This window comes from Paenibacillus sp. JT22N7 (genome assembly GCF_059383875.1).
The window spans coordinates 324686-350036 of the sequence record NZ_JBXENY010000006.1 but is presented as its reverse complement, the minus strand read 5'-3'; the positions used below and the strand labels follow the sequence as shown (position 1 = coordinate 350036).

19 protein-coding genes are annotated in these 25351 nt (G+C 45.5%); 8 read left to right on the top strand and 11 right to left on the bottom strand.

Features of this window, described 5'->3' with window-relative positions; genetic code table 11:
- Positions 1 to 15: 15 nt before the first annotated feature.
- The 3 genes from AC50Y5_RS18480 (at position 16) to AC50Y5_RS18470 (ending at position 6986) form a co-directional block, all read left to right on the top strand.
- Complete coding sequence (locus AC50Y5_RS18480) at positions 16 to 1617, top strand: response regulator transcription factor (RefSeq protein ID WP_056033311.1); 1602 nt, start codon at positions 16 to 18, stop codon at positions 1615 to 1617.
- A gap of 29 nt (positions 1618 to 1646) precedes the next feature.
- Positions 1647 to 3362, top strand: coding sequence for a type 2 periplasmic-binding domain-containing protein (locus tag AC50Y5_RS18475; RefSeq protein ID WP_056033314.1), 1716 nt, complete (start codon positions 1647 to 1649; stop codon positions 3360 to 3362).
- A gap of 276 nt (positions 3363 to 3638) precedes the next feature.
- Positions 3639 to 6986, top strand: a complete 3348-nt coding sequence (locus AC50Y5_RS18470) for a glycoside hydrolase family 9 protein (RefSeq protein WP_494862750.1) — start codon at positions 3639 to 3641, stop codon at positions 6984 to 6986.
- Between the two features lie 211 nt (positions 6987 to 7197).
- On the opposite strand, the gene AC50Y5_RS18465 is transcribed toward AC50Y5_RS18470, so the two are convergent.
- The 5 genes from AC50Y5_RS18465 to AC50Y5_RS18445 all read right to left on the bottom strand — a co-directional run bounded on the left by AC50Y5_RS18465 (position 7198) and on the right by AC50Y5_RS18445 (position 12278).
- Complete coding sequence (locus tag AC50Y5_RS18465; RefSeq protein WP_056033320.1) at positions 7198 to 8304, bottom strand: GerAB/ArcD/ProY family transporter; 1107 nt, start codon at positions 8302 to 8304, stop codon at positions 7198 to 7200.
- A 28-nt stretch (positions 8305 to 8332) separates the two neighbouring features.
- A complete protein-coding gene (locus AC50Y5_RS18460; protein ID WP_056033322.1) occupies positions 8333 to 8566 on the bottom strand; it encodes a hypothetical protein in 234 nt (77 codons plus the stop codon).
- 14 nt (positions 8567 to 8580) lie between these two features.
- Positions 8581 to 9753 carry a Ger(x)C family spore germination protein gene (locus tag AC50Y5_RS18455; RefSeq protein WP_494862747.1) on the bottom strand — a complete coding sequence of 391 codons (1173 nt, stop codon included), beginning with the start codon at positions 9751 to 9753 and terminating at the stop codon, positions 8581 to 8583.
- 30 nt (positions 9754 to 9783) lie between these two features.
- Positions 9784 to 11298: a spore germination protein gene (locus AC50Y5_RS18450; RefSeq protein ID WP_056033327.1), complete on the bottom strand. Its 1515-nt coding sequence runs from the start codon at positions 11296 to 11298 to the stop codon at positions 9784 to 9786.
- Between the two features lie 275 nt (positions 11299 to 11573).
- Positions 11574 to 12278, bottom strand: coding sequence for a MerR family transcriptional regulator (locus tag AC50Y5_RS18445; protein WP_494862745.1), 705 nt, complete (start codon positions 12276 to 12278; stop codon positions 11574 to 11576).
- Positions 12279 to 12449: 171 nt separating this feature from the next.
- Here AC50Y5_RS18445 and AC50Y5_RS18440 point away from each other — a divergent pair, with 171 nt between their 5' ends.
- Positions 12450 to 13178 carry a bleomycin resistance protein gene (locus AC50Y5_RS18440; protein WP_494862742.1) on the top strand — a complete coding sequence of 243 codons (729 nt, stop codon included), beginning with the start codon at positions 12450 to 12452 and terminating at the stop codon, positions 13176 to 13178.
- A gap of 72 nt (positions 13179 to 13250) precedes the next feature.
- On the opposite strand, the gene AC50Y5_RS18435 is transcribed toward AC50Y5_RS18440, so the two are convergent.
- The 5 genes from AC50Y5_RS18435 to AC50Y5_RS18415 form a co-directional block, all read right to left on the bottom strand.
- Complete coding sequence (locus AC50Y5_RS18435; RefSeq protein ID WP_162241887.1) at positions 13251 to 13490, bottom strand: helix-turn-helix domain-containing protein; 240 nt, start codon at positions 13488 to 13490, stop codon at positions 13251 to 13253.
- 192 nt (positions 13491 to 13682) lie between these two features.
- Positions 13683 to 14774: a protein kinase family protein gene (locus AC50Y5_RS18430; RefSeq protein WP_056033336.1), complete on the bottom strand. Its 1092-nt coding sequence runs from the start codon at positions 14772 to 14774 to the stop codon at positions 13683 to 13685.
- A gap of 5 nt (positions 14775 to 14779) precedes the next feature.
- Positions 14780 to 16036, bottom strand: a complete 1257-nt coding sequence (locus tag AC50Y5_RS18425; protein ID WP_063892530.1) for a glycosyltransferase family 4 protein — start codon at positions 16034 to 16036, stop codon at positions 14780 to 14782.
- Between the two features lie 17 nt (positions 16037 to 16053).
- A complete protein-coding gene (locus AC50Y5_RS18420; RefSeq protein ID WP_056033338.1) occupies positions 16054 to 16992 on the bottom strand; it encodes an NAD-dependent epimerase/dehydratase family protein in 939 nt (312 codons plus the stop codon).
- Entirely contained in the window at positions 16989 to 18272 is a 1284-nt protein-coding gene (locus AC50Y5_RS18415) for a UDP-glucose dehydrogenase family protein (protein ID WP_494862734.1), read from the bottom strand. The genes AC50Y5_RS18420 and AC50Y5_RS18415 overlap by 4 nt, the downstream gene beginning before the upstream one ends.
- A gap of 216 nt (positions 18273 to 18488) precedes the next feature.
- On the opposite strand from AC50Y5_RS18415, the gene AC50Y5_RS18410 reads away from it, so the two are divergent.
- On the top strand, positions 18489 to 19301 hold the full coding sequence (locus AC50Y5_RS18410) for a UTP--glucose-1-phosphate uridylyltransferase (RefSeq protein WP_494862732.1): 813 nt from the start codon (positions 18489 to 18491) through the stop codon (positions 19299 to 19301).
- A 146-nt stretch (positions 19302 to 19447) separates the two neighbouring features.
- On the opposite strand, the gene AC50Y5_RS18405 is transcribed toward AC50Y5_RS18410, so the two are convergent.
- Positions 19448 to 19780 (bottom strand): hypothetical protein, encoded by a 333-nt coding sequence (locus AC50Y5_RS18405; protein WP_494862730.1) that lies wholly within the window; start codon positions 19778 to 19780, stop codon positions 19448 to 19450.
- Between the two features lie 234 nt (positions 19781 to 20014).
- On the opposite strand from AC50Y5_RS18405, the gene AC50Y5_RS18400 reads away from it, so the two are divergent.
- The 3 genes from AC50Y5_RS18400 (at position 20015) to AC50Y5_RS18390 (ending at position 25158) form a co-directional block, all read left to right on the top strand.
- Positions 20015 to 21580, top strand: a complete 1566-nt coding sequence (locus AC50Y5_RS18400; protein WP_494862728.1) for a response regulator transcription factor — start codon at positions 20015 to 20017, stop codon at positions 21578 to 21580.
- Between the two features lie 14 nt (positions 21581 to 21594).
- On the top strand, positions 21595 to 23343 hold the full coding sequence (locus AC50Y5_RS18395) for a sensor histidine kinase (RefSeq protein ID WP_494862726.1): 1749 nt from the start codon (positions 21595 to 21597) through the stop codon (positions 23341 to 23343).
- Between the two features lie 123 nt (positions 23344 to 23466).
- Positions 23467 to 25158 (top strand): ABC transporter substrate-binding protein, encoded by a 1692-nt coding sequence (locus AC50Y5_RS18390; RefSeq protein ID WP_056033352.1) that lies wholly within the window; start codon positions 23467 to 23469, stop codon positions 25156 to 25158.
- Positions 25159 to 25351: the final 193 nt, after the last annotated feature.

The following is a 25351-nucleotide window of genomic DNA, read 5'->3' as shown; positions in this document are numbered from 1 at the left end:
TAAGGAGGAAAAGCCATGAATAGCCTGCTTGTGGTTGATGACGAGAAACACTATGCAGACAGTCTGGCAGATACGATTCCATGGACGAAGCTCGGCATCTCCCCGGTTTTGAAAGCTTACAGCGCAAGCGAGGCGCTTGCACTGATGGAAGCTTTTCCTGTCGACATCCTCATGACGGATATCCGTATGCCGCGCATGAATGGCCTAGAACTGATCGAGCAGGCCAGGAGGCGCATTCCCCAATTGAAATGCTTGCTGCACACAGGTTATGCGGACTTCGATTATGCTCGCAAAGCGATTGAGCTTCAAGCGCTCGATTACTTGATGAAGCCGGCTAAGGACGAGCAGCTATTGGAGGCAATGGGCCGAATCGTTAAGCAGCTTGAGCAGGAGCGAGCGATCGAACAGGGCTTCCGTATATATCAGGACAACAGCGCCGAGCTGAAGGCAGGCTTGCTGCTCAAGGCGCTCAGCGGCAGCCTAAACGGCGAGGCGCTTGCGGAAAAGTTGAAGCTGTTCGACCTCCCGCTGCTGATATCAGGTCACGTCTCACTGTGCCTCGTTCGGTTAGGTCCCCCTTTCGACGGACAGGATCTTTACTCGCAGTCTCTGATCCGGTTCGCGGTAACGAACATGCTGGAAGAACTGCTGATGGAGCGGTATGATTGCTGGTCGGCTGCGGACGATGAAGGGACCCTGCTAGTCCTCGTGTACGATCTATCGGGTGCTCCGCCGGATCAGGATTGGGTGCACGAGCGGATAGACCAGTTAAAGCGGGAAGTACAGAACTTGCTCAAAGGTGAAATATCCGTGGGTGAGGCTGACTGTCTCTTCCCGGAAGGGCTGCAAGCCAGTTACATGGCGGTCATAACGCGCCTGGACAGTGCTGGGCGTTCGCCCGGGCAGGTGACTGAGCGCAACGAGGAGGAAGCGCGCCTCATGCGAAAGCTCTACGAGACGCCGCTTCTGACGCATCTTTTAGAGTCTGAGAAGTGGGAAGAGGCGGAGCTTAAAATCCGCGCGTTCGTGTCGCCATTGCTGCACACGGGTTCGCCGGATCTCATGCGCGACGTTTTTTTCTTTCTATCCAATGCATTCCAGTATATTGCGAATCGCAGCGGCAGGACGCTGGCGCAGATGCTCACTCCCGGACAGTCCGCTTATGTAAAGGGGAAAGCGATGCTGCACGCGTCGCAGCTGGAAGGCTGGGCACTGGACTCGCTGCGCACGCTTCGCGATAAGCTGGGGGAGGAATCCGAGGACCATAGCCAGGCGATCGTCCGCAAGACGCAGTCTTACATCCGGCAGGAAATTGACAAGGACTTGTCGCTTACGATGTTGGCTAGACGCGTCTTCGTACATCCTAACCATCTCTCTAAACTCTTTAAGCAATGTACGGATACGACCGTTTCCCAATATATTTACGAGCAGCGCATGCTCAAGGCCTGCGAGCTGCTGAAGCATACGGATTATAAAATTTACCATATTGGAGAAAGCATCGGTTACCCGAATACGAACTGGTTTATTCGTAAATTCCGTGACTATTATCAGGTGACACCGCAGGAATTCAGGGACAGATACCGGTCAGGAATGGAGCGGGGAGAGTCGGGCTGGTGAAGAGGCAAAGGAGGTGGAGAAGCTTTCTATTGGCAGTTCTGATAGGGAGTCTGCTGCTTGCCGTTGCCGACTGTTTGAATAGCGGTGGGGAGTCGACCAAGACCAGTCCCGTGAGTGATGAAATGAAGCCGATATGGGACTTTCAATATGCTCCGCCGATTACAATTACGACGGCAATCGTGGATGAGAATCGGCCTAACGCCTTCAAGCCAGGCGAGAGCCTTACGAACAATGTGCATACCCGCTGGATGGAAGAAAACCTGGGTATGATCACGAAATTTGACTGGATCGTCAGCAAGTTCGAGGACATAGATACAAAAATCCGGCTGGCGCTGGCCGTGAACGGCAAACTGCCGGACACCTTCGGTGCAGATGGAGACATCCTGAAGGATCTGCTTAAAGCGGGTAAACTGCTTCCGTTGAACGATGCCATTGAGAAGTTCGCGCATCCTAAGCTAAAGGAAGCGCTGGAGAAGTACGCTTATACGATGACGGAGGTAACCAAAGACGGCAAGATTTACGGACTTCCTCGCTTCAACGTGGGGGATGAAGGAACGGTCATGTGGATCCGTGAGGATTGGCTCGAGAAGCTTTCGTTGAAACCGCCGACGACGATCACCGAGTTGGAGAACGTACTGCAGGCATTTTCCGAGCAAGACCCTAACGGGAATGGCAATGACGACGAAGTCGGCCTGGCAGTTCCGCTGAAGGAAGGCCCATGGAACTGGATGGGGCAGACTGACGCAATAGCTGGGGCTTTCTCCAAACAGATGCTTAGCACCTCCAACATCAATATGTTCTGGAATGAGGACAAAAATGGCAGCCTGATCTATGGCGCCGTTCACCCAGATGCCAAGAAATATTTGGAGACGATGGCGTCCTGGATGGCAAAGGGCTACATGGACAAAAATGCAGGCATGAAGGACTCGAGCCAAGCGTCCGAGCTAGCGGTCAAAGGAATGGCAGGCGTCATGTTCGGTCCGTTCTGGATGGGGGCCTGGCCGCTCGGCGACACGGTGAAGGTTGATCCAAAAGCAAATTGGCAGGCGTATCCCCTTCCTGCCGGACCGGACGGACTAAAGGGCAAGGCGCAGAAGCCATTGTACGGCATCTACACGGTTTTCAGCAAAGACTTTAATCATATTGAAGCCTGGTTTGCCTATTATAATAAGCTGCTTGCTAAAAATTTTGGCCCGGAGGATCCATACTTCGATCCTCGTTTCGAACAAGGGTTTCACGAGGGCTACGATTATGTGATCAAGGACGGCAAGGTCATCACCGTCGATTTCGAAGCCGAAGGCGTGCCGAATAACGAATGGCCGCTTGCAGACGGTTCATCCTTGGATATGCGCTGGATGCTTTATCCGCTGACCGGCGGCGCACCGGCGCTGCCGTATATGAACGCAGATGCGCTAAAAAAATTATTGAACAATTCGGACGCCGAGGTGCTGACGCCGATCGAACAGGGCATCAAAGGGCTGAATTCGGCCCAACTGCTGGCAGCCGGGATCGCAATTTCTGAGCAGGAGCTCGAAATCCCGAACCGGTACCACGGGCCGTTAACAGACGGGATGGAGAAGCACGGGGTGTTCCTGCAGAAGCTCGCAACGGAGAGCTATCTGAGCATCATTTATGGCGAGAAGCCACTCTCTTACTTTGATGAGTTCGTGGCCCAATTTTACAAAAATGGCGGCGACGTGATTACGAAGGAAGTTAATGATTGGTATAAGGACAACAAGCAATAACAGCGTTTCGATCACCAAATCGAAGGGAGGCCGCATTCGGATCATCGGATACGGCCTCCTTCTTTTTTTTAGGATGATGAGCACAATTGCTTGTTTTCTTCTATAATTGTTTATTTCTTCTATATACCAGGGTCCCTTCAGGAATTAAAATAATTTCATTAGAAAGCGTTTTCATGAAAAAGAGGTGATGGCGCGCAGATACCGATAAGAAGTCGCAGCGAATTCGGTTTCGATTCAATGGGAGCAAATTTTCACAAATTTAAAGGAGGAGAGTTAATGAGGAAAAAAGTCAGTTTAATCCTTGCGTTTACGATGTTCGTTACCATCTTATTTTCCAATCCAATCGAGACGAACGCCGCTACCCCCGAAGCGACTGCAGGGTGGAGAAACTTGCTGGATTACCAAATATTCAGCAATACAACGGACGGCTGGGCAGGAGATAGCGGATTCGGCTTGGAAACGGAAAATAGCAAGCTGCCGATTGATTGGACAGTTACGTACAATGGATTGCCTTCCTTATTATTAAATACGAAGACGCCCACCAGTCCGTCCTGGTTCAACGCGCTGGTCGCGGTTGCCGGGTGGAAAGCGTATAATTTTACGCCTTATTATGCAAACGGTTTTCTTGAGTTCAATATCAAGGGGAATGCAGGCGGAGAGTCCTTCCTCCTTGGCTTTAAAGACAGAGTATTCGAAAGGGCTGCTGGCGAAGAAATTACCACTACAGTAAACATTAGCAGCTATGCCAGCATTACGACGAACTGGACCCATGTGAAGATACCGTTAAAGGATCTCATCCAGGTCTCGCAAGGAATTGACCCTTCTTCGATAGATACGTTATCTATCAAGAACAATGGTTTTCAACCTTTAAAGGTGTGGCTCAATGATATTAGGGTTACGTCTCCCGATAAGGAGAAAGAGTATGCACCTATTAAGGTCAATCAAGTGGGGTATCCTGTAAATGGCGTAAAGCAGGCGCTTGTGACAGGGTTTGAGGATGTTCTCACGGTCGATGAGGGGACTCCATTTAGCGTTATTAACGCGGGCAATCATTCCACAACCTACTCCGGAACGCTTGTCCTCACCGAAAACTATGATGCCATAGACAGTGGAGAGCGAATTTTCACGGCTGACTTTACTAATTTAACGGTACCGGGAAAATATTATGTGGCGCTGCAGGGACTTCAGAATTCTCCTGAATTCTCCATTGGCAATCCGAATGATATTTATGGGCCGTTTCTAGTTGACGTATCCAGATATTTTTATTACCAGCGGACAGGCATTAATATTACCAGCCCGTACACTCAAAATTATCAGAGAACGGACTTTACGCCAGACACCGCGGTCCCTCTAATGTCCAACCCTTCCATCAAGAAAGATGTTTCCAAGGGCTGGTATGATGCGGGCGATAAAGGCAAGTACGTAAACGCTGGAGCCAAAGCATTGTCCGATCTGTTCTGGGCCTATGAAATCATGCCGGAGAAATTTACCGACAGCCAATTTAATATTCCGGAGAGCGGAAACGGCATTCCTGATATTTTGGATGAGGCACGGTGGGAACTGGAATGGATGCTCAAAATGCAGGATGCAGCAAGCGGCGGTTTTTATGCGCGTGTAACTTATCAAGATGATGACAATTTACTGAACCGAGAAATTATTGATAAAGATACGGTAAGTCCACGGACAAATATCAAAACGACCTCAGATACGGCTACTGCGGCCGGCGCATTGGCACATGCCTATCTGATTTATCAAAATATCGATCCGACTTTTGCTCAGCAATGTTTAGATGCGGCAATAGCAGCATGGGGGTATTTGGAGGCGCACCCGGAGCTGATCAAAACGCCTAACACCGGCAGATGGCCTTACGATGTGACGGACGACTCGGCTAACCGACTTTGGGCTGCAGGCTCCCTGTATCGGTCGACCGGCGTTGCCAAATACAACGATTATTTTGTTGCAAACTACACGGAAATGGGACAGTTTTTCGAGCATCCCCTTGATTTCGCCAGCGGTTGGGAAAATACGTGGAATACGGGCTTCTTCAGCTATATGAAGGCTGCTAATAAAAATGCTGGAGTCGTAAGCTGGTATACGACCAAATTCCAGCAATGGTTCAATGATAAAGTGAACAGATACAACGAAAGCGCCTGGAAAAGTATCGTAAAAGACGGCAACTATTATTGGGGAATCACAATGCAGTATGCTGATACGCCGATGGAAATGATCATTGGCACCAAATTGCTGGGAACCTTCGAGACCAACCGCGCGATTATTAATGATATTACTTATAGCCAGTTAGGCTGGATCCTTGGCCAGAATCCGGTAGGCGTATCTTTCGTATCGGGGTATGGCGATAACAGCGTTAAGTATCCATTCAGCATTATGTTCAGAACAGATGGCTTGCCGGGGGTGCCGAAGGGGTATTTGGTCGGAGGACCGAATAGATACTCCAACGATGAGACGGTAGGGAATCAGATTTCGAGATTTGCAGCGAAAAACTATCACGATAACTTCCAAGAGTGGACGACAAACGAGCATACCGTCTATTGGAATTCGGGGCTGGTGTTTGTTGCTGCATTCGCAACGGGAAGCGGCAGCAGCTCGGTTATCAGTCCAACGACCGCTGCCTTTGACAAAAATACCGCCATGCAGGCGAACATCCCGGTGACGCTGACGCTGAACGGCAACACGCTCACCAGCATTAAGAACGGTACGGCGTCCCTCGTTGCGGGCACGGACTACATCGTTTCAGGCAGCACGGTCACTCTGCAAAAAAGCTATCTCGCTCAGCAAGCCATAGGAACGACGAATCTCACTTTCCTGTTTAACGCCGGTTCCTCTGCTTCGCTATCCATCGCAGTGAGTGATTCGTCGGTTAGCAACTCGGCTATCAGCCCGACGACAGCTAACTTCGACAAGAATACCGCCATACAGGCGAATATTCCGGTGACGCTGACGTTGAACGGCAACACGCTTGCTAGTATTAAGAATGGCACAGCTACCCTGATTGCCGGTACAGACTATACTGTATCGGGCACGACGGTGACGATTCAGAAGGCTTATCTAGCCGCCCAACCGGTGGGAACAACGACACTGACGTTCAACTTCAGCGCGGGAGCGAATGCGGCTCTAACGGTATCCGTGATAAATACCACCTCCAGCGGCAGCGGGGCCATCAAGGTGCAGCAGTATAATTCCACCGTTACAGCAACGAGCAATACGCTGAACCCGCGGATCAAGCTGACGAACACCGGCACTTCCGCTATCAATTTGTCGGACGTGAAGCTGCGTTATTATTATACGATCGATGGGGAGATCGCTCAGAACTTTTTCTGTGACTGGTCGCATGTTGGCAGCAGCAATGTAACGGGCACCTTCGTCAAGTTGGCGACTCCCCTGACCGGGGCCGACCACTATCTGGAGATTGGCTTTACGAGCGGAGCCGGAAGCTTGGCTGCGGGAGCCAGCATTGAGATTCAGCTGCGCGTGTCCAAATCCGATTGGTCGAATTACTCGCAGACGGGGGATTACTCCTTCGACCCGACCCATACGGCTTACGCTGATTGGAGCAAAACGACCGGCTACATCGCAGGTGCTCTCCAATGGGGAACGGAGCCGTGAACGGCGTAGGGCTAGGATATCTCTGGATGAAATGAATCGTGCAAAAGATGAAGATATTCTCCGCTTATTTAAATAGCCTCTCGGCATTCCCCGAGGCTAAATTCCTCCTACTTCTGTAGGGGGAATTTTTATTAAAACCGCAACTTGAATTGGAAAAAGCAATTCAAATTTAATGAGATATAGGTTCTATTGCCAAGAAATGCTGATCCTCTCATTTGGTTGGCGTCTTTTGAAAGCCAAGCATTTTCTTCAGCAGATGAATGGCAACCACGAGCAGCAAAGGAATTGTAAATCCGGTCAACTTCCAAATTGGAAGAATCACCGTGATGTGCTCGGTCAATTTTGCTTCGCTTCTTTGTAAAAGAAAAGCACTTATCATATTGATAAAAGTCAAAGGTAATATAAACACGTTCTCATCCTTTAATTTACATATACGTACAACTAAATGATTTAATATGAAAATTATAATGCAAGCCTTCATGTAGGAACCTACGATTAAAGCTATCCCAACAATGAATTCGACCCGTTGAATAGGTTGTAGATCAATCATTCGTGCAACCTCTACCATCGAATACTTTCTTTCCCCGGCCAAGGGTCCGAAAACAAGAATGGTTGCTATAGCGACCGCAATCAATAGGATGATGCTGATGCCAAACACAATAACCAGTTTTTTATGTAAATTCCGGGTCGGCTGACGAACAAAAGGCAGGAGTAGGGCGAGTAAAACCGGTTCTGCGTGGGTGAAACCATATGAAAGGTAGGCGCCATGTAATACAGGTTTTATTCCGTCAGGAAGAATAGGAAAAAGAAATTCTGTGTGATAATTAGGAATAGAAAACAACAAAGTCAAGACGATGAACAGCATCATGATAAAGATGAGAATGGTAAACATTCTACTCATGACTTCAATTCCTGCTCGTACTGTTATGGCCACTGTGGTGAAGATAAAGATATCAAATATGTACTGAGGAGTTTGCCTCATTAAAGAACTGTTAACATATTTACCTACTTCATGTACGATATCAGTACTCATTTCAAATAAGAGCGAAATAAACGGGATCACAATCACAATGGTGGGCCAGGTTCCCAAAACAGCTTGACTGTATTCACTAAATGATTTTCCGGGATATTCCTTATCCAAGTAAAGAACAAGCAGCAATTGAATCATGGCAACCGTGCCGGAGATCAGCAGAGATATCCACACACCGTTATGGGCGAATCCAATTAACGGACCGGGAAGGTTTACAATAACTGAGCCAGTCAAATAAACAAAAAACAATACGATCAATTGATCTTGACTAATGGTTTGTTTATTCATAAAGATTATGCTGCTCCTTTTCTGAATCTTAGTCTAAATACTCAACAATATGATGAGCCCAATCTTTATACAGCCATGATGCGATGTCATGAAGAAACGGCATTCCAAACCCTCCAACATACTCAACACAAAGATAAATAGAGACAAAAACGATCACGCCATATGCGACCTTGTCGCGCAGCACCATATTCTTTATTTTGGAAAGATTATAGAACGTCATTAACAAATAACTCGAAATCACAACAATCATTTTTTCAGCCATCCGTTCTTGCTCCCTCACTGCTGGTCTATGGAAAGCGGTTTTGGTATTGCAGTTCCGCTATTCTTTATTTCAACTTTTACTTTAATGTCGATTTGAGTATGAGCGAAACGCTCTCCCCAATTCTTCTTCCACCGTTTCCATAGGGCTGGATATTTACGATATATCCGATCTCCTAAACCAATTAGGTCTAATTCCTTTTTTTTCATTCGATTGAAAGTTTTTCTTAAAGCTTGTTCAACTGTCCGAGCCACGGCTTCGGTAATTTTTTTTTCATCTTCCGGTGTTTTTAATGTCATGCACCTCATCTCTCCAATAGCTCCTGACAACTGAACGACTACTTGAAGCTTGACTGCTTCACCTTCAATTTGTGGTTTTAGTTTGGAGTGGAAAGATAATATTTCCAGAGAATTATTGCTTGCATCGCTCGAATCGTTTTGAGTTTCGCACGGCACGCGGATAATTCCACTCTTGAACTTATTATTTAACATATGTATCATTTGCGAATCTTGAGGAGAAACGATTCCCTTCCATTTTCCCTTTTGTAAGACTGCCATTCCGGTGGCCACCAGATGCTCTCCTTTATCTCCGCCTTTAGTGATGTAAGGAGCTAACGAAATCCCCGTCTGGCTGCGTAGACCGATGAATAGTTCAAGTAACGAAGTGTTGGTCGTTTTGTAATTGTGCTGATCGGATTTTTTTGTAACTTGCCACAATTGTTGACTTACTGTTTTTTCGATTAAAGGCTTCATTTTTAAATATTGCGATGCTTTCCCGTGGGCAATAAAAAACGAAGAACTAAGTCTAGCCTCATGATCCCGGTAAAAGAAATCCAAAACCTCACCGATAGGATATAGTTGTACTAACTGATCTTCTACAATGATAGTCCGCAAATGGCTCCATTGTGCTTTGCGTCCAATTTGAAGGATAATATCACGAATCCCATCAAACATCGTATTACTCTTAGTTTGCACATTGATATAAGAAACATCTCCGCTTTGCTTTCCTTGTGAACCGCCGGAAAGTCCCGGCTTGTATATTTGCACAGTAAGCTCAATCATTCCTTTATCGGCCTTGTCGATGGCAAGGCCTAGGATTAAGGACCGATCCGTAAGTTCTGTCTTGTCCCAGCAACCCGGCAGCAATAGTAAGCAGACCATCATACAGGCGGCAAATGCGGTTTTTCGCATAAAAGAGCCTTCTCTCAAAAAAATTGCCTTTTATTTTTTAGATCCGAATAGCTTATTGCGCGGTGAACGCAGTAAAATTTTTAACGGCGCACGAATGAGTGTATCCAGTAATTGCTTAGGTTGAAGAGGAGCTAGAGGGGTTAGATACGGCTGCCCAAGGGATCTGAGACTTGTTAAATGCAGCAAGATCCAGAGAAAACCTATCATCAGACCGAATCCACCCAGGAATGTGCTTAAAATCATGAGCGGAATCTTTATAATTCTTAAAGCAGTAGCCATGTTATATTGAGGAATGGCAAATGAAGCAATTCCGGTTAAGGAAACGACCACGACCATCGATGGAGAGGCAATACCTGCAGATATGGCTGCTTCACCAATAACGAGAGCGCCAACAATACTTATAGTGGAGCCAATCTGTCTTGGCAATCGCGCTCCAGCTTCCCGAAGAAGTTCAAAGAAGAATTCCATTATCGCGGCTTCATAAAATGCAGGGAAAGGAATGCCCTCACGCGCATTCATAAGGGCAAGTAAAAGGACGGTAGGAATCAATTCTGGATGAAAAGTCGTTAAAGCAATATATATGCTGGGCAAGCTTAAAGCAATAAAAAATGCAATTATCCTCATTATGCGAACTAAGGAGGCAATTATACTTCTTTGGTAAAAGTCTTCCGAGGATTGATACATTTCTGTAAAAAGTCCCGGACATAGTAAAATCGAACCTGTGCCTTCGACGAGCACGATGATTTTACCATCCAACAAAGCTGCAGTAGCGGTATCCGGCCGTTCTGTATAGCGGTATTGAGGGAATGGGGAATAAGTCGAATCCTCAATCCACTCTTCAATAAAAGAGGTGTCAAGAACATTAATTTTCTTCATTCTCGAAATTCGCTCTTTTAACTCAGCTAAGACATCCAAGTTAACTGCATTTATCAAATAAGCGATATTGACTTCAGTTTTGGTTTCTACCCCAAGCGTGAACTTTTCTAATTTAAAATTAGGGGTTTTTAACCGCTGCCTTAACATACCGATATTCTTTTGCAAATTTTCAACTGTACTCTCACGTGGACCATGAACTACGGATTCTGCACTCGGTTCGCTTACTTGCCTGGTTGTTAGTGAAGCAACTTTGTAAGACAAAGCTTGATTCCAGCCATTAAAGAAGATAACAAGATGCCCTGTAACAATATCATCACTAGCTTCTATTAAATCGTTTACAAGCTTGGAGGATTGCGAGGAAACACCGTGGTTGCTGAAAAAGCGAATTACATCTTCAGGAGTGACAGAAATGGCAGGGCCTACTTCGTGGGGGACAAGGTCCTGAAGCGATGCTTTCATATAATTTAATGCTTTATTTTCAAATAACGAATCGAAATAAACGGAAAATGCTGTGGATTGGAGCTCTGGTCCAAAGTGCCACTGAAAGACGGACAAGTCTTCGCAGTATTCAAAATGAGTTTCGAGCCATTTTAAATTAGATTCCAATACGGGTGAAATCGGTTGGATATCCGTTTCTGAGCGGGTACTGGCAAAGCTCGTTTGGTTCATGCTGTTATCCTCCAGAAGTAAGAACTATGCTTTAATGGTTTTCAATTCTAATAAGATTTATTCATGCTTCGCAGTTTTTTATTCACAATGAGTATCACAACACATTCAGTTTCGCGATAGATCATGTCATTATATTGCGAATTTTAAAAAAGTGAGGATTTTCTTTCATTACATGACAATTCCTACAACATGACATTATTTTGGGGCTGCCTTCGGGCAGCCTCATTTGATTTTGATTTGGAGCAGGAAACAGATAACGTTAAAAGGATTTTTACCTACTGTTCTTCCATATTTGACACAACATCAAGAAGATTATGCAAATAAGCGATACCGCGCATCTGTTCCACCAATGCATTATCAATGTATTGAAGAGACTCGAGGGCAATTTGCTTAACTTGAGCAATGTTTTTTTTATCAAGACCTGACAATACTTCACGAACAATATCCAAGGAGTAAGCTACTTTTTGAACCGTTCGGATGATAAGCACCTTGCGAATATCAGAAGGGCTATATATACGGAATCCACTCTCCTTTTGGCGCTCGGGCCTAATTAACCCTTCCTTTTCCCAATGCCGAATTGCGGAAGCAGATACATTCGCTTCTTTAGCTACATCTCCAATCGTAAACGAATTTTTATTACGGTACTTTGGGAAATCTGTCCACTCTTTTAAATCAAGCATCTCAACTGTTCTTTGTACGGTTTCCTTTTCTGCATGAAGGTTTACTTGTGCCTTGTTAATTATCCATAAAGCATCAAGTTTTTCCCCATTTACGATGCGTGGCATAACCTCTCGAATTACATTCATTCCAAAACCAGCGTACATCGCACGTATACATTGAAAATAAGCCTCATGTTCCTTTGTATAATTGCGATACCCATTTGACATTCTCTCGACTTTAGGAATAAGTCCCCAAGCTTCATAATGCCTTAATGCACTCGTGCTTATCTTCAATTTCTTTGCTATCTCAATACCTTTCAACTCGATTCCCTTCTTTCAACCTGCAATTAATAGTTAAACCACATGACGGCTTTTTCTCTAAAATCAGTATAATACATGGATAAATCTAAATGAACATTAGCATTTGCAATAATGTTGTACGATAAGGGGGTAATTGGGTTAATAAGTCCTATAAACCAGGAGGTTGATCACTTGTCAACAAAACGCTTCGGAACCGCGATCCCGATTTTACCCAGCAGATCTATTGACGAGCAGTTGGATTTCTACCAAGCGCTAGGCTTCGAAGTGACCTATCGTCAAGCCAAACCAAACCTATACGCTTGCGTCCGCCACAGTATCGTGGAACTGCATTTCTTTGTACTCAAGCAATTGAATCCAGCAAATTCTTATAGCTTGTGCTACGTCCACATTCCTGACGTGGATGCCGTGTATAAGGAATTCAGCGAAAATTTAAAAAAAGCGTACCGGAAAATCCCCACCAAGGGATATCCCAGAATTTCTAAACCGAGCAACCTGATGGAAGATCGCAGATTCCATATCATCGATCCTGCCGGTAACCGCTTGTTGATTGGAACTAAGCATGCCTCCCCAAGGCTAATCGTGGAAGAGACCTCCAAATTTGCAAGCGCGTTCGAAACCTCATACCGATTGATGTACGCCAAAGACGAACCAGCGGCTGCGGCCAAAGTGCTGGATCTTGTTCTTCCAAAAGCCGAAGAAGCATCGGCAACGCTTCGATATAGAGCGTATGTATTACGTGCCGATATCGCCCTCTCCATGGATGAACGGGCTATTGTAAATACTTTCGTCCAAGAAGCAGACCGGATGTCGTTATCCGATACAGTACTTGGAGATGCGACGGAAGAATACGAAAAACTAAAGGAACTTAGAGCGTACTTGGAAGGTAGGGACAATTGCTAAGAGGAGGCGGAGGCGATTAGCCGCCAGTTTCATTCCAATCTAAGGGCAGCACTTAATCCGTTAAGTTGAGTATTAGCCGCGCCGCTGGCGCTTTCGGTACTGGAGAGGCGAGCAGCCATTCGTACTTTTGAACAGCTTGTGAAAATTCGCCACTGGATCTATTCCAACACAAGCAGCAACCTCAATAATTTTGAGGTCCGTCTCACGCAGCAGCCGTTGGGCCTCGCGAATACGCACCAATTGGACGTACTCCGAGAAACCGAAGCCTGTGCATTGCTTAAACTTTCGACTAAGGTAATATTGGCTGAACAACCGTAACGCTTGCGCTAAAGTAAAAGAAAGCTGCAGGTAATGAAACGATTGAAGGGGGATATCGAAAGGAGTATGAAGACGTTGCAGGAGAGAGGCCTCGTTATAAGCTAAGGCTTGCCTGAAAACGCCAGAGCAAGCCTGAAAGAAGCTTTGTGCTTAAGGCTAAAATTGACTAAGCCTGCTTAAGATTGCTTACGACTGTTTGACAATGCTGTCCCACGATGCAAGCATTTGCTGGCGCTCTCGATCAGACGTAATTAATGATTTTAGCTTCTGTATCGTTTGGGGAGCATTCCATTCCGTCCGCTTATTGAAGTATTTGCTGGATAAGCCATAGAAAAGATGAGGGAATAACAGATCCGCATAGATGACGCTGCATTCCTCCGCGCTTAGAGGATGAACCTCACGATAAGCCCGCAGCATGGATATGGCTTTAGCCGAGCTCCATCCATGCTTCTTCATCACCTTGTTGAATATTTTGCGAATATCTCTTGCAGGCAAGTCAAAGGTTAAGGAATCCATATCGATAATGGCAAGCCCTTGCCGGGTCTTAATCAAGTTAGCTGCTGCAAAATCCTGATGGCAAAGGTTTTTTTGCACGGCTACTTTATTAACCCAGTTGGTGTATGGGCTGCTTTGAATCAAATGCAGGGCAGCTTTTCCTTGGTCAATAAATTTGTCCACATGCAGAAGAAACAGCCTCTCAAATTCGCTGCTACTACTACTTCTAATGCTGCTGCTCTTACCGCTTCTACTTCTCTTACTGCTTTTCATGTTTTTAATGCTAATCCTATTGCTATTGCTACTGCTGAGAGCCATTCCCTTGAACCGCTCTAATTGATCGAGATGCTTCGCATAGCCCCGCCCCCAGCTTCCAAGATGCTCCCTTTCATCCGTTGTATAGGCGGATTGAAAACCTCGGGAAGCCATATGAAACTTCCCAAGCTCCTTCATAATGAGAAGGAGATCTCCCGTTACATAGGAGGGCGATACGCCTTCCGCTGCGTCTGATAAGACGTAGCAGCTGCCGCTGCTGTCCTCCGCATAATCGTTTCCATCCGTGGTAGCTACCATGCGAGGGATAGGCGCACCATTTTTCTGCAAATGTCTAATCGCTTGAAGGAGGAAGAGGAGCCGTTGCTTGGAGACGGGCGCCTTCTTCAAAATTTTAGTTCCCGCGCTTGTCGCAAGGCTCCAGGTCGCCTTCTTGCCTTTATCCGAGATGAGCTTAATGCTCTTCACTTGAAGCGGATATTGGGACATCAGTCCAGTTATCGTTTGCATAATCGTTACCTGCCCCTTTGCTGAGTTCGTTTGATGCTAGAGCGGCGCTTGAGTTTTTTGCGAAGAGGCCGCGTGAATCGGCTTTTAAGTTTGGTTATAGTAAGATTTGATAATGGGGTAGGCTCGCTTCTGTAAGCGTCCATGTAAATTTTATTTAAACGATCTGCAACATGCTTGAATGTGAAAAATCCTTCGACCATTTCCCTGCCTCTGAATGCCATCGTCCTGGCTTCATCCCTATAAGTAAGCATATAGTTAATGGCATCGGCAAATGAGTCTGCGCTGGTATAGGTTCGAACAATATAGCCATTGCGCTTATGTTGAACGACTTCGGCATTGCCGCCACGATCGGTTGTAATGACAGGGATTCCGGCGGCCATCGCTTCATAATGCACACGAGCTAGCGGTTCCTGCCATTGGGAGCTGCAAACAAATACGTCGCCCATGGAAAAATAATTTTGGATTTCGTCAGCTTGAACGAATTTGGTGAAGATGACTCTGCTGCGATAAGGCTCAGCCAGCTTCAGTAACCATTGTCCATAGTCATCAATAGTGTTATCACTGAACCATTTGCCGCCGACAATAACAAGGACCGCATCCGGATGCTCATCAAGGACACGGTCCATTGCCTGAATGAGCAGGTGAGGTCCTTTCTTGACGCTGAGCCGTCCAACAAACAAAATAACTTTCTTGTTCTGGACGCCATATCTTTCCCGCATTTGATTGCGTAATTGCAAGCCGCGGGAGGTCCAAATGGGATGGTAAGAATTAGGGTCAATTCCGGAGAAAATCGGTTCGGTTTTATCCTCTGCAGCGGGAACGCGCCTAGTAATCGTTGATTTAATATATTTGCTTACCGTCGTTATTTTGTGTACATATTCCACGCAAAGCTCGGCGTCAATATCGGATATTTTGTTGGGCTCAAACATTTCGTTATGCAGGCTGACGACAAAACGGCTAGTCGGGGAGGCTTCCTTATAAATAACGACGTTTTTAGGACGATTAAATACATGAACGACATCATAGGCGTGCTCCCTCAATGAACCCGCAACATCTTCAACGTAGCTATCTCTAGGAAAGCGGATATATTTAATATCACCACGCGTCTCCCTGTCTGGCAGCGCAGCATCGGTAATGGAGTAGATCGTTAATTGATGGTTCTGTGATAAAAAGGGAGATACTCCGTCCATCATAATTTGGATGGCTCCCCCTCTCACAGCGGGAGAAGGGAGCTTTTCCGTACATATGAATGCCAGTCTCATAAGGAGACAGCCTCCTGTCATTTATAAAAATCGATAAAATATTCGAGCTCCTTGGCTAAGCCGGCCTCCAAGCTGATTTTGGGCTCGTATTGCAATAGCCGTTTGGCTTTGGATATATCGGCCCAAGTGTGCATGGGCTCGCCGTGCATGCTGCCGCTAGGGGTAATTACCGGTTTTTTTCCAGTCAAAGTCTCCAGGGCTCGAATAACCTGTATGATAGCTGCCCGTTCTTTACCGCCGATGTTAATGGTTTCTCCTACGACATGGGGGGCGTCAGCTACAGCAGCGATAGCTTCTACGCAATCACTGATATACGTGAAATCCCGGGTTTGCGAGCCGTCGCCAAATAAAGTAATCGGATCATTCGCCAGCAGCTGTTTAATAAAACGATGAAACGCCATATCTGAGCGTTGACGAGGCCCATATACAGTGAAAAAGCGTAAAATAACGACGGGAACATTTTTGCTATAAACTCGGCATAAATGCTCGCCTGTTAGCTTGCTGACACCGTAGGGGGCGAGAGGAGCAAGCGGCGTGTCCTCAGATACTTGACCCGTCGTCTCTCCATAGACGGAAGAGGTGGACGCGAATACAAATTTTTTAATCGATGATTGACGGCAAGCTTCAAGGAGCTGCTGAGTAGCAAGAATGTTAGATTCGACGTAGCTGCTGAAATCAGCTCCCCAGCTGGAGCGAACGCCCGGTATGCCAGCCAAATGATAAATGATATCCACATCGTTAAGCAGTGTTTTCCAGTCCAAATGAAGCATATTGGCGGTAATCATGTTGAATCGCGGGTGATGAAGAAAGCTGTCCATGTTTTTAGTGCCAATCAGGTGCAATTCTTCACGAACGAATGCGTCAACGCCGATCACTTCATGCTCACCGCTTGCCAGCAAATATTCGCATAAATGAGATCCGATGAAGCCGGCAGCGCCAGTTACGAGGATTTTCATGGGCGACCAACTCCGATGTAAGCAAAGCCTTGCAATTCCAGATTTTTTTTGTCCAAAACATTTCGTCCGTCTACAATAACAGGCTGCCTCATTAACGTTTTGACCTTATGCCAATCGGCTTCCAGAAAGGAGTTCCAAGCTGTGGCGACTACCAGCACATCCGCTTGCTCCACGGCAACATAAGGACTGGAGCACCAAATAACGGAGGGAAGCTCGGGCGTTGCAAGCGGGTCGTAAGCATATACCGTATATCCTCTGTGCGTCAGCTTCTTCATTAAAGCGATGGATTGGGAATAGCGAATATCGTCTGTGTTTTCTTTAAAGGTTGCCCCCCATACGGCAATTCGCGGTTTTTCGGACCCTTCGCCTAAAGCATGGGTTATTTTATTCAGGTAAATGTCTATTTGTGAACGATTGATTTTCTTGACAGCCTGCAGCAGATCAAGCTTAACGCCTTTAGAGGCCGCCACAAAATCAAGGGCATTCACATCTTTAGGAAAGCACGAGCCGCCGTAGCCGAGGCCGGCTTGCAGAAATCTGCCTCCGATCCGTTCATCAAGACCAATGCCCTGCGATACCTCCGTAATGTCGGCACTGTAGGCCTCGCAAATCCGAGATATTTCATTAATGAAGGAAATTTTAGTGGCGAGGAAAGCATTGGATGCGTATTTGATCAGCTCGGCCTCCATTCGGTTCGTTAGCAAAAACGTGGTTTGAAGGGAAGCATACATTTCCTGGACCTTCATTGCAGGTTCTTTTCTCTTAGCGCCAATCACGATACGATCAGGGTGAACGGTATCCTCGATAGCGGTTCCTTCCCTAAGAAATTCAGGGTTCGAGACGATATCAAATAAGTCGGGGCGAGTCCCGTGCTGCTGGAGCTCCTCTTCAACCCAATCAGCCGTGCCGGGTGGCACGGTACTTTTCATAATAATAATTTTGTGCGTATGAATCGTTTCCGCAATAGCGGTGATGACATGCTTTACATATTTCATATCGGCGCTGCCATCCTTCGCTGAAGGGGTCCCAACTGCAATCATAATGACAGGACAATGAGCCATATGCTTTTTGCTGTCCGTATCAAAAAAAAGCGTTCCCCGCTGCTGATTGTCCGTAATCAGCTTGGCCAGCCCAGGCTCATAAATCGGAATAATCCCTTTCCGCAGCTTCGCAATTTTATCCGTATCAACATCCGTACAAAATACGGTATGACCCATATCTGCCAGAACAGCCGCTGTTGTCAAACCAACGTAGCCTGCTCCTACAACACAAATTTCCATTCCTATCGCTCCTCTCGAATTTACTACTACTACTAAAATATTGATTTTTGTTAAGAATGGTCACGGCTGCTGCATCTATTAAATCAAGCGGGGGGTCTATTGAAATGGGTTACCGCATTTGCCTTATTTTCATAGAGGACAAGCTTCAAAATCGATTTTCGCTAATATGCTGTTACTATATATTGGATGAAATTCCAATGGGAGTGGGTGATATTAGTGGTATTTAAAGCGATTATTCCTGCGGCGGGATACGGGACTCGCAACTTGCCGATTACTAAAGCGATTCCAAAGGAAATGTTCCCTATTAACAGCCGCCCTGTCATTGACTATATTGTTCAGGAAGCGATCGATGCCGGGATCAAAGAAATTTTAATTATTCTCTCGCGCAATAAGACAGAGATTATGGATTATTTTGATCGCTCCATTGAGCTGGAATGGTTTTTAAACACACATCAGAAAAGCAATATGCTTCAAGGAATTGAGCCGCCGAAGGTCAGTTTTCAATATGTAAGACAGCCGCAGGCTCTAGGGCTTGGCCAAGCTGTTCAGTTGGGACAAACATTCGCAGGGGACGATCCGTTTGTTGTTTTGCTGCCGGATCAGCTTTGCTTGAGGCAACCCCCTCCGCTGCGCAAAATGATTAAGCTGTACGAGCAGTTCAAGCACCCGGTTATCGGACTGCAGTCGGTGGAGAGGGAGCTGCTGCAAAACTATGGGGTCATTTCTGGAAAGCAGATTCAAGCCGGGGTATATCGACTTAATTCTATTGTCGAGAAACCCAAAATGAACCCGCCATCCCATATTGCGGTCATGGGCAGATATATTTTGACATCTAAAATATTTGCCGCTCTTGATCAATTGAATGCCGAAAGCGGGGTGGAGCTTCAGCTAACGGATGCGCTGAACGTTCTGTGCCAGCAGGATGAAGCGTATGGCTATGTTTTTAAGGAGAAATGGTATGATACTAGTATTGAAAGCGAGTATATTAATGCCCAGCGTTGTGCATACAGAATGAATAAGCAGACTTAAAGGAATGGGGAAGAACCTTCAAACGACGATGAAGCTCGTTTAAGGTTCTCTTTGCTCTCTTTTTTTCTGTTTTTTTGCGTAGACAAAAAGAGTCGCCTTCAGAAGAAGGCGACAGTCGGTACTTAGTACGTGAATGGTTTAGCTGCTTACTCGTAATCGTCGTCCGAGTTTCTATCGAATTGCTCAGCCCGTTTGCAGTTATCATGCGAGCGGTGATGTTGACCATGCGAACGATGGCCATGTGAACGATGACCATGTGAACGATGACCATGGCAATTGTCATGTGAACGATCCCCGCCCGTGCGGTTACCACGGGAACGATTGCCACCAGTGCGATTGCCACCAGTGCGATTGCCACCAGTGCGATTGCCGCCTGTACGGCTACCTCCCGTACGGCTGCCGCCAGTGCGATTGCCGCCCGTACGGTTACCACCTCTATGATTGCCGCAAGAGCAGGAGGATGAATTGAAGTTTGACATATGCAAACCCCCTTTCTCGTATATGCTACAATATATGACCGCAATCTATTATTTGTAACGAGGCATTTGATTGTTTTCATAGTCTACATACAGGAGCCGAACTCGAAAGCGGACTTTTGAAGCATACCGGGAGAAAGAGAACTTAAGACACGTGTTCTCAAGCAATGGACTAGTATCTTAAGCATGGTATCATAGGATAAAACGGACGGCTGCACATTAGGAGGAGGATCAGCTATGTATAAGGTGTTAATTGTGGATGACGAAATATTTGTGCGAAAGGGTCTGATCAATTTAATGAATTGGGCCGCAATGCAATTCGAAATATGCGGAGAAGCAGAGAACGGGAAGCAAGCGATTAAGCTAATTGAACGACTGAATCCTGATCTGGTTATTGTTGATATCAGAATGCCTATGCTGGATGGTCTCGAACTGATCAAGCATGTGAAGGAGGAGGGGGATCACCAGCCGTTATTTATTATTATAAGCGGCCATCATGATTTCACTTATGCGCAGCAAGCCTTGCGCTACAATGTGTCGGATTATATTTTGAAGCCAGTTGACAAGAAAGAGCTGGGTTCCACTTTGAAAAAGGTGGAAAATACACTGAATCAAATGCAGCTTTTGTCATATACAGGAGAAAAACCGCTTGCTCAGACCATAATCGCAACTTTGCTGCAGACAGAGCCCAACGAGCAGGTTATTCAGCAGATTTCCCATATATTGAAGCTTCCAGCCTCCTCTCCTTATACGTATGTAATTGCAGAAATACAGGATATGCAGACGTCGGGATCATTCGATTATTTACCGGCCATGCAGACAGCGCTTCAGCGGTATATGCAGCGCGAAGGGACGCTTCCGCTCGTTCATGTGCGCGAGAACAATCAGTATGGACTTATTGTCCCACAAGCATGGCTAATGCAATTGGGCGATAACGAGAATACGGCTTATGCATGGCTGCTGGATATGCTGGAGAAAGAGCTGGGAACTACGATAAGTTTATTCATCGGAAGCAGGGAGGAGCATCTTAAGCGCATTGACCAATCTGGGAGCAGCGCGGGCCAATGCTTGAATTACCGTTTTGCTGCAGGCTCGCGCGGTATTATAATGGCATCCGAGATGCTCCCGCTGTCCTTATATTATTTTGACGTAGATGAAGAATTGCACAGCAAATTGATTACCGAGATGGAAGAGAATGTGCGTGAGGGCTATGAGGCTGTCATCCATACTATTTTTAATCAATTTCAGGAATTGCGTTTTGCTCCAGACGCAGTCGCCAATACCATCAGACGGAGCATTATTGCGGTCATAAACACCATCAGACAATTTGAAGGGGACGAGAAGGAGCTGCTGCTGCTGAATGAACTGCTGGATTGGCCAAACAAATACCGCAACCTGAATCAGCTTCGGCATATATGCTTGCGTTTTATAGAAGAATCGGCTGGCTATATTGCCGCAAAGCGAAGTGAAAAAGGAAAGGGCAGCATTGAAAAAATAAAAAAATATATTGATGCTAATTTTACGGAAAATATAAATCTGAAAGGAATCGCAGCAAAATTTTATATGAATCCTGTTTATCTCGGCCAGCTCTTTCGCAAAAGCTATGGCATGTATTTTAATGAGTATTTGCTTTCACTGCGCATTGAAGAAGCCAAGCGGCTGCTGCGGCAAACGAACAACCGTATGTATAAAATCGCAGAGCTGGTTGGATTTCCGAATTCAGATTACTTTGCAACACAATTTGAAAAATTGGAAAAGATGACTCCGACAGATTATCGCAATAAGATCATTGGCAGAAAATAAGGAGGCTATGCGGGGTGTTCAAATTTAGTCTGCATCATTTGAAGCTGCGAAACAAGCTGATTTTCATCTATATCGTCTGCGTATTTATCCCCATTGTGCTGACGAACATTATGTTTTACAACGTCATGACCAATAAAATTAAAAATCAGAAAAAAGCAGACGCAGATCTGGCGATTACGCAGTTGAAAAAAGAACTTGGCGTTGCCATTGATGATGCGGCAGGCATTACCTATTTGTATTCCATTGATAAATCGCTCATCCATCATCTGAATACAGAATATAAAACCTACGATCAATATATCGAGTCGCTCGCGTCGATTTCCAACATTTTCAATCGTTCTGACAAGGAATATAAAATGTTGAGCTCGGCTGTAATCATGAGTGACAATCCGACTATTTTAGTCTCTGGCAATATAGTCAGACTTGATGAAGCAATCCTGGCCAGCGACTGGTATCAGCATGTGGAATATTACAACAATACGTATCCGTTTTTACATGTAACGCCGGACAAAATCAGTGTCATCCAGAAAATATCAGATCAGCGTTATCAAGCCTACGAGCATATGATAAAGATTGATCTAAACATGGAGTACATTGCTCAATTAATAGCATTGTCCAGCTTTGAGGGTGATATTTATATTTTGGACCCAAGCGGTCAGGTTCGCTACAGCCATCTGGTTAACGGGCAGTTGGGCGGCCAGCTAACAGCAGGCGGTGGATTAACGGTCAATGAGATTAATAAGCCGGATAAACCAATTGTCATCCAAAAGCAATATCATGACAGACGCTATATGGAAGGCTGGACGTTATATGGTGTAATGGATGAAAAGAAGATGCTGTATGAGGTGCGGCAGTCAGGCCAATTTATTCTGTGGTTCGCAATCATAAATTTCCTTGTCCCTACCCTCATCATTATGATGGTATCCCGTTCCATCCATACACGAATAAAAGATATTTTAGTGCACATGAAGTCAGTGAGGAATAAAACGATTGGAAGAATCCCCTATAATCGGGAAAGGGATGAGATAGGCGAGCTTGCTGTTGAATTTAATCGGATGAGCGAGCGAATAGAAAATTTAATTAATGATGTTTATGTAGCGGATATTCAAAAAAAAGAGCTGGAAATACGTCAAAGACAGGCACAGCTTCATGCGCTGCACAGCCAAATCAATCCTCATTTTTTGTTTAATGCACTGGAAACGGTCCGTATGCGAAGCCTGATGAAGGGAGAATCAGAAACGGCCAACACCATCCATAATATGGCTAAAATATTTCGCAAGTCGATTTCGTGGAAGCGCAGCTTCGTTACGATACGTGATGAACTGGAATTGATTGAAAGCTTCTTGGAAATCCAAAAGTATCGGTTTGACAATAAGCTTCAGTTTCAAATTGCTGTTGAACAATCCTTATTGGAATACGAAATACCGAAGATGACTTTGTTGCCATTCGTAGAAAATGCCAGCATTCACGGCATTGAAAGCAGTCCCGGAATAGGCTTTATTACCATTCAAATTGGACAAGATAAGGGACGAATATTATTTGTTATTGCCGACAATGGCGGCGGCATGAGCGAAGAAAAATTGGAGGAGCTGCATCATTACTTTTCCGAGGATGTTACAATGGGCGATTCAGTAGGCATGAAAAATGTGTTAACACGTTTGAAACTTTGCTACGGCGATGCGTTTGATTATACGATTAACAGTCATGCGGGGAAAGGCACACGTATTATGTTGCGCTTGCCAATGGGAAATGCAAGTCATTAAATCAGCCTATTAGATCCTTTACTTTACGAAGAATATTCTAAGGTTTGCGGTGTAACATTGCGCCCTCATTTCTTTTATAATGAAAGTGCTTACATTTATTGTGGCAAGAAAGGGGACAAAGTTATGATCAACAAGAAATGGCTAAAGACAAGTATGGCAATTATAATGGCTTCGGCAATGCTTATTGCAGGCTGCAGTAATGATGGAGAAAAGAACGCTGGAAACAAGGAGGCAGGTAAGGCGGAGGGCTCCGAAGTAAGTACAGAGCCGGTGACCTTTACTTACTTTGGCTTCGGTTCGAACAAGGATGTGCTTGCCAGCGACACGACCATTGGCAAGGTGCTTCAACAACAAACAGGTGTAGACTGGAAGATGGAATTTGTCGTCGGCGATGCGAGCACAAAATCTGGCGTTATGATTGCCGGAGGAGAATATCCCGACGTCATATCACCAGTTGCGGAGCTTGAAAAGCTGATTGATGCAGGAGCGCTTATTCCGCTAAATGATTTAATCGAGGAGCATGCCCCGAACATTAAGCGGGTATATGGCGATTACATGGATAAAATCAAGAGCGAGGACGGAAATATTTATATTCTTCCATATACCGCCAATGTCAACGGATATTTGACTGAGCCGGACGTTGGGCAAGGCGCTTTCTGGATTCAGCGCCGCGTATTGAAGGAATTTGGCTACCCAGAAGTGAAGACACTCGATCAATATTTTGAGCTGATTGAGAAATATCAAGCCAAATATCCTACGATGGACGGTAAAAGTACAATCGGATTCATAACATCCGCTGGTGTGTCAGGTGATTTCTACTCGATTACGAACGTGCCTATGCATTTAGCCGGATATCCAAACGACGGCAACGTAATGGTTGATATGAACACCCATGAAGCTAAAGTTTATGCAGCCTCGGATTACGAGAAGAAATGGCTGACTGCCTTGAACGATATAAACAGCAAAGGCTTGCTTGATCCAGAGACCTTTACAGCTAACAAGGACCAGTATCTTGCAAAGCTTACTTCCGGTCGTGTACTTGGATATTTCAACTATGGGTGGCAGACAGGAGATGCTACTAACAACCTTAAAGCTGCTGGCAATGACGATCTTCGTTATGTAGGGCTCCCAATCGTTTTCGACGAAAGTATTAAAGATGCTTACATCGATCCGCCTGCATTTGTCAACAATCGCGGGATCGGGATTTCCGTTAGTGCAAAGGACCCTGTCCGTATTATTAAATATTGGGACAACCTGTTGACCGAAGAAAATCAGAAGCTGGTTCAATGGGGGCAAGAAGGTGAAACCTATTCCGTGAATGAAGAAGGCCGCTTCGTAATGGATAAGGAACAGCTTGCCAATCGTAATGACAATGAGTTTAAACGTTCCTACGGATGGGCGTATTTTGATTATGAATGGCCGCGTTATGGCAGCAACTCTATATTTGAGGATGGCAATTCCTACACTGTAGGCAATCAGCCCGAAGTAGCGGCCGCGAATTATACAGAAGGTGATCTGTTATTGCTTGATGCCTATCATGTGGAAACCTTCTCCAAAATGTTTGCGCAGCCGATAGAACGACCATGGTATCCTGCGTGGAGTATTTTGAAAGAGCAAGGCTCTCCCGAACAGATTTTCAATCAAAAATCCGAAGATTTGCAAAAGAAATACTATCCGAAACTGGTGTTTGCATCTAAGTCAGCTTATGAATCCATCTGGAATGAGTATGTGAAAGAATTTGGCAAGCTGGACGTTGCTGGCTTTGAAGCATTTATTACAAACAAGGTGAAGGAACGTGTTGCAGGTAATTGGTAAGCTTGAATAGGTATCGAATATGAGATGAGGCTAGGAAAAGGTGGGGTTAACTCCGCCTTTTTATTCCAAAATTTTGTATTATTAGAAATTTATATATAAAGGAGACATCTGGAGTGGGGAAACAGACTGAGCTAATTGTAGCAACGGCTACTGGCCACTTGCACAAAACAAACTTATTGAAAAGACTATCCAA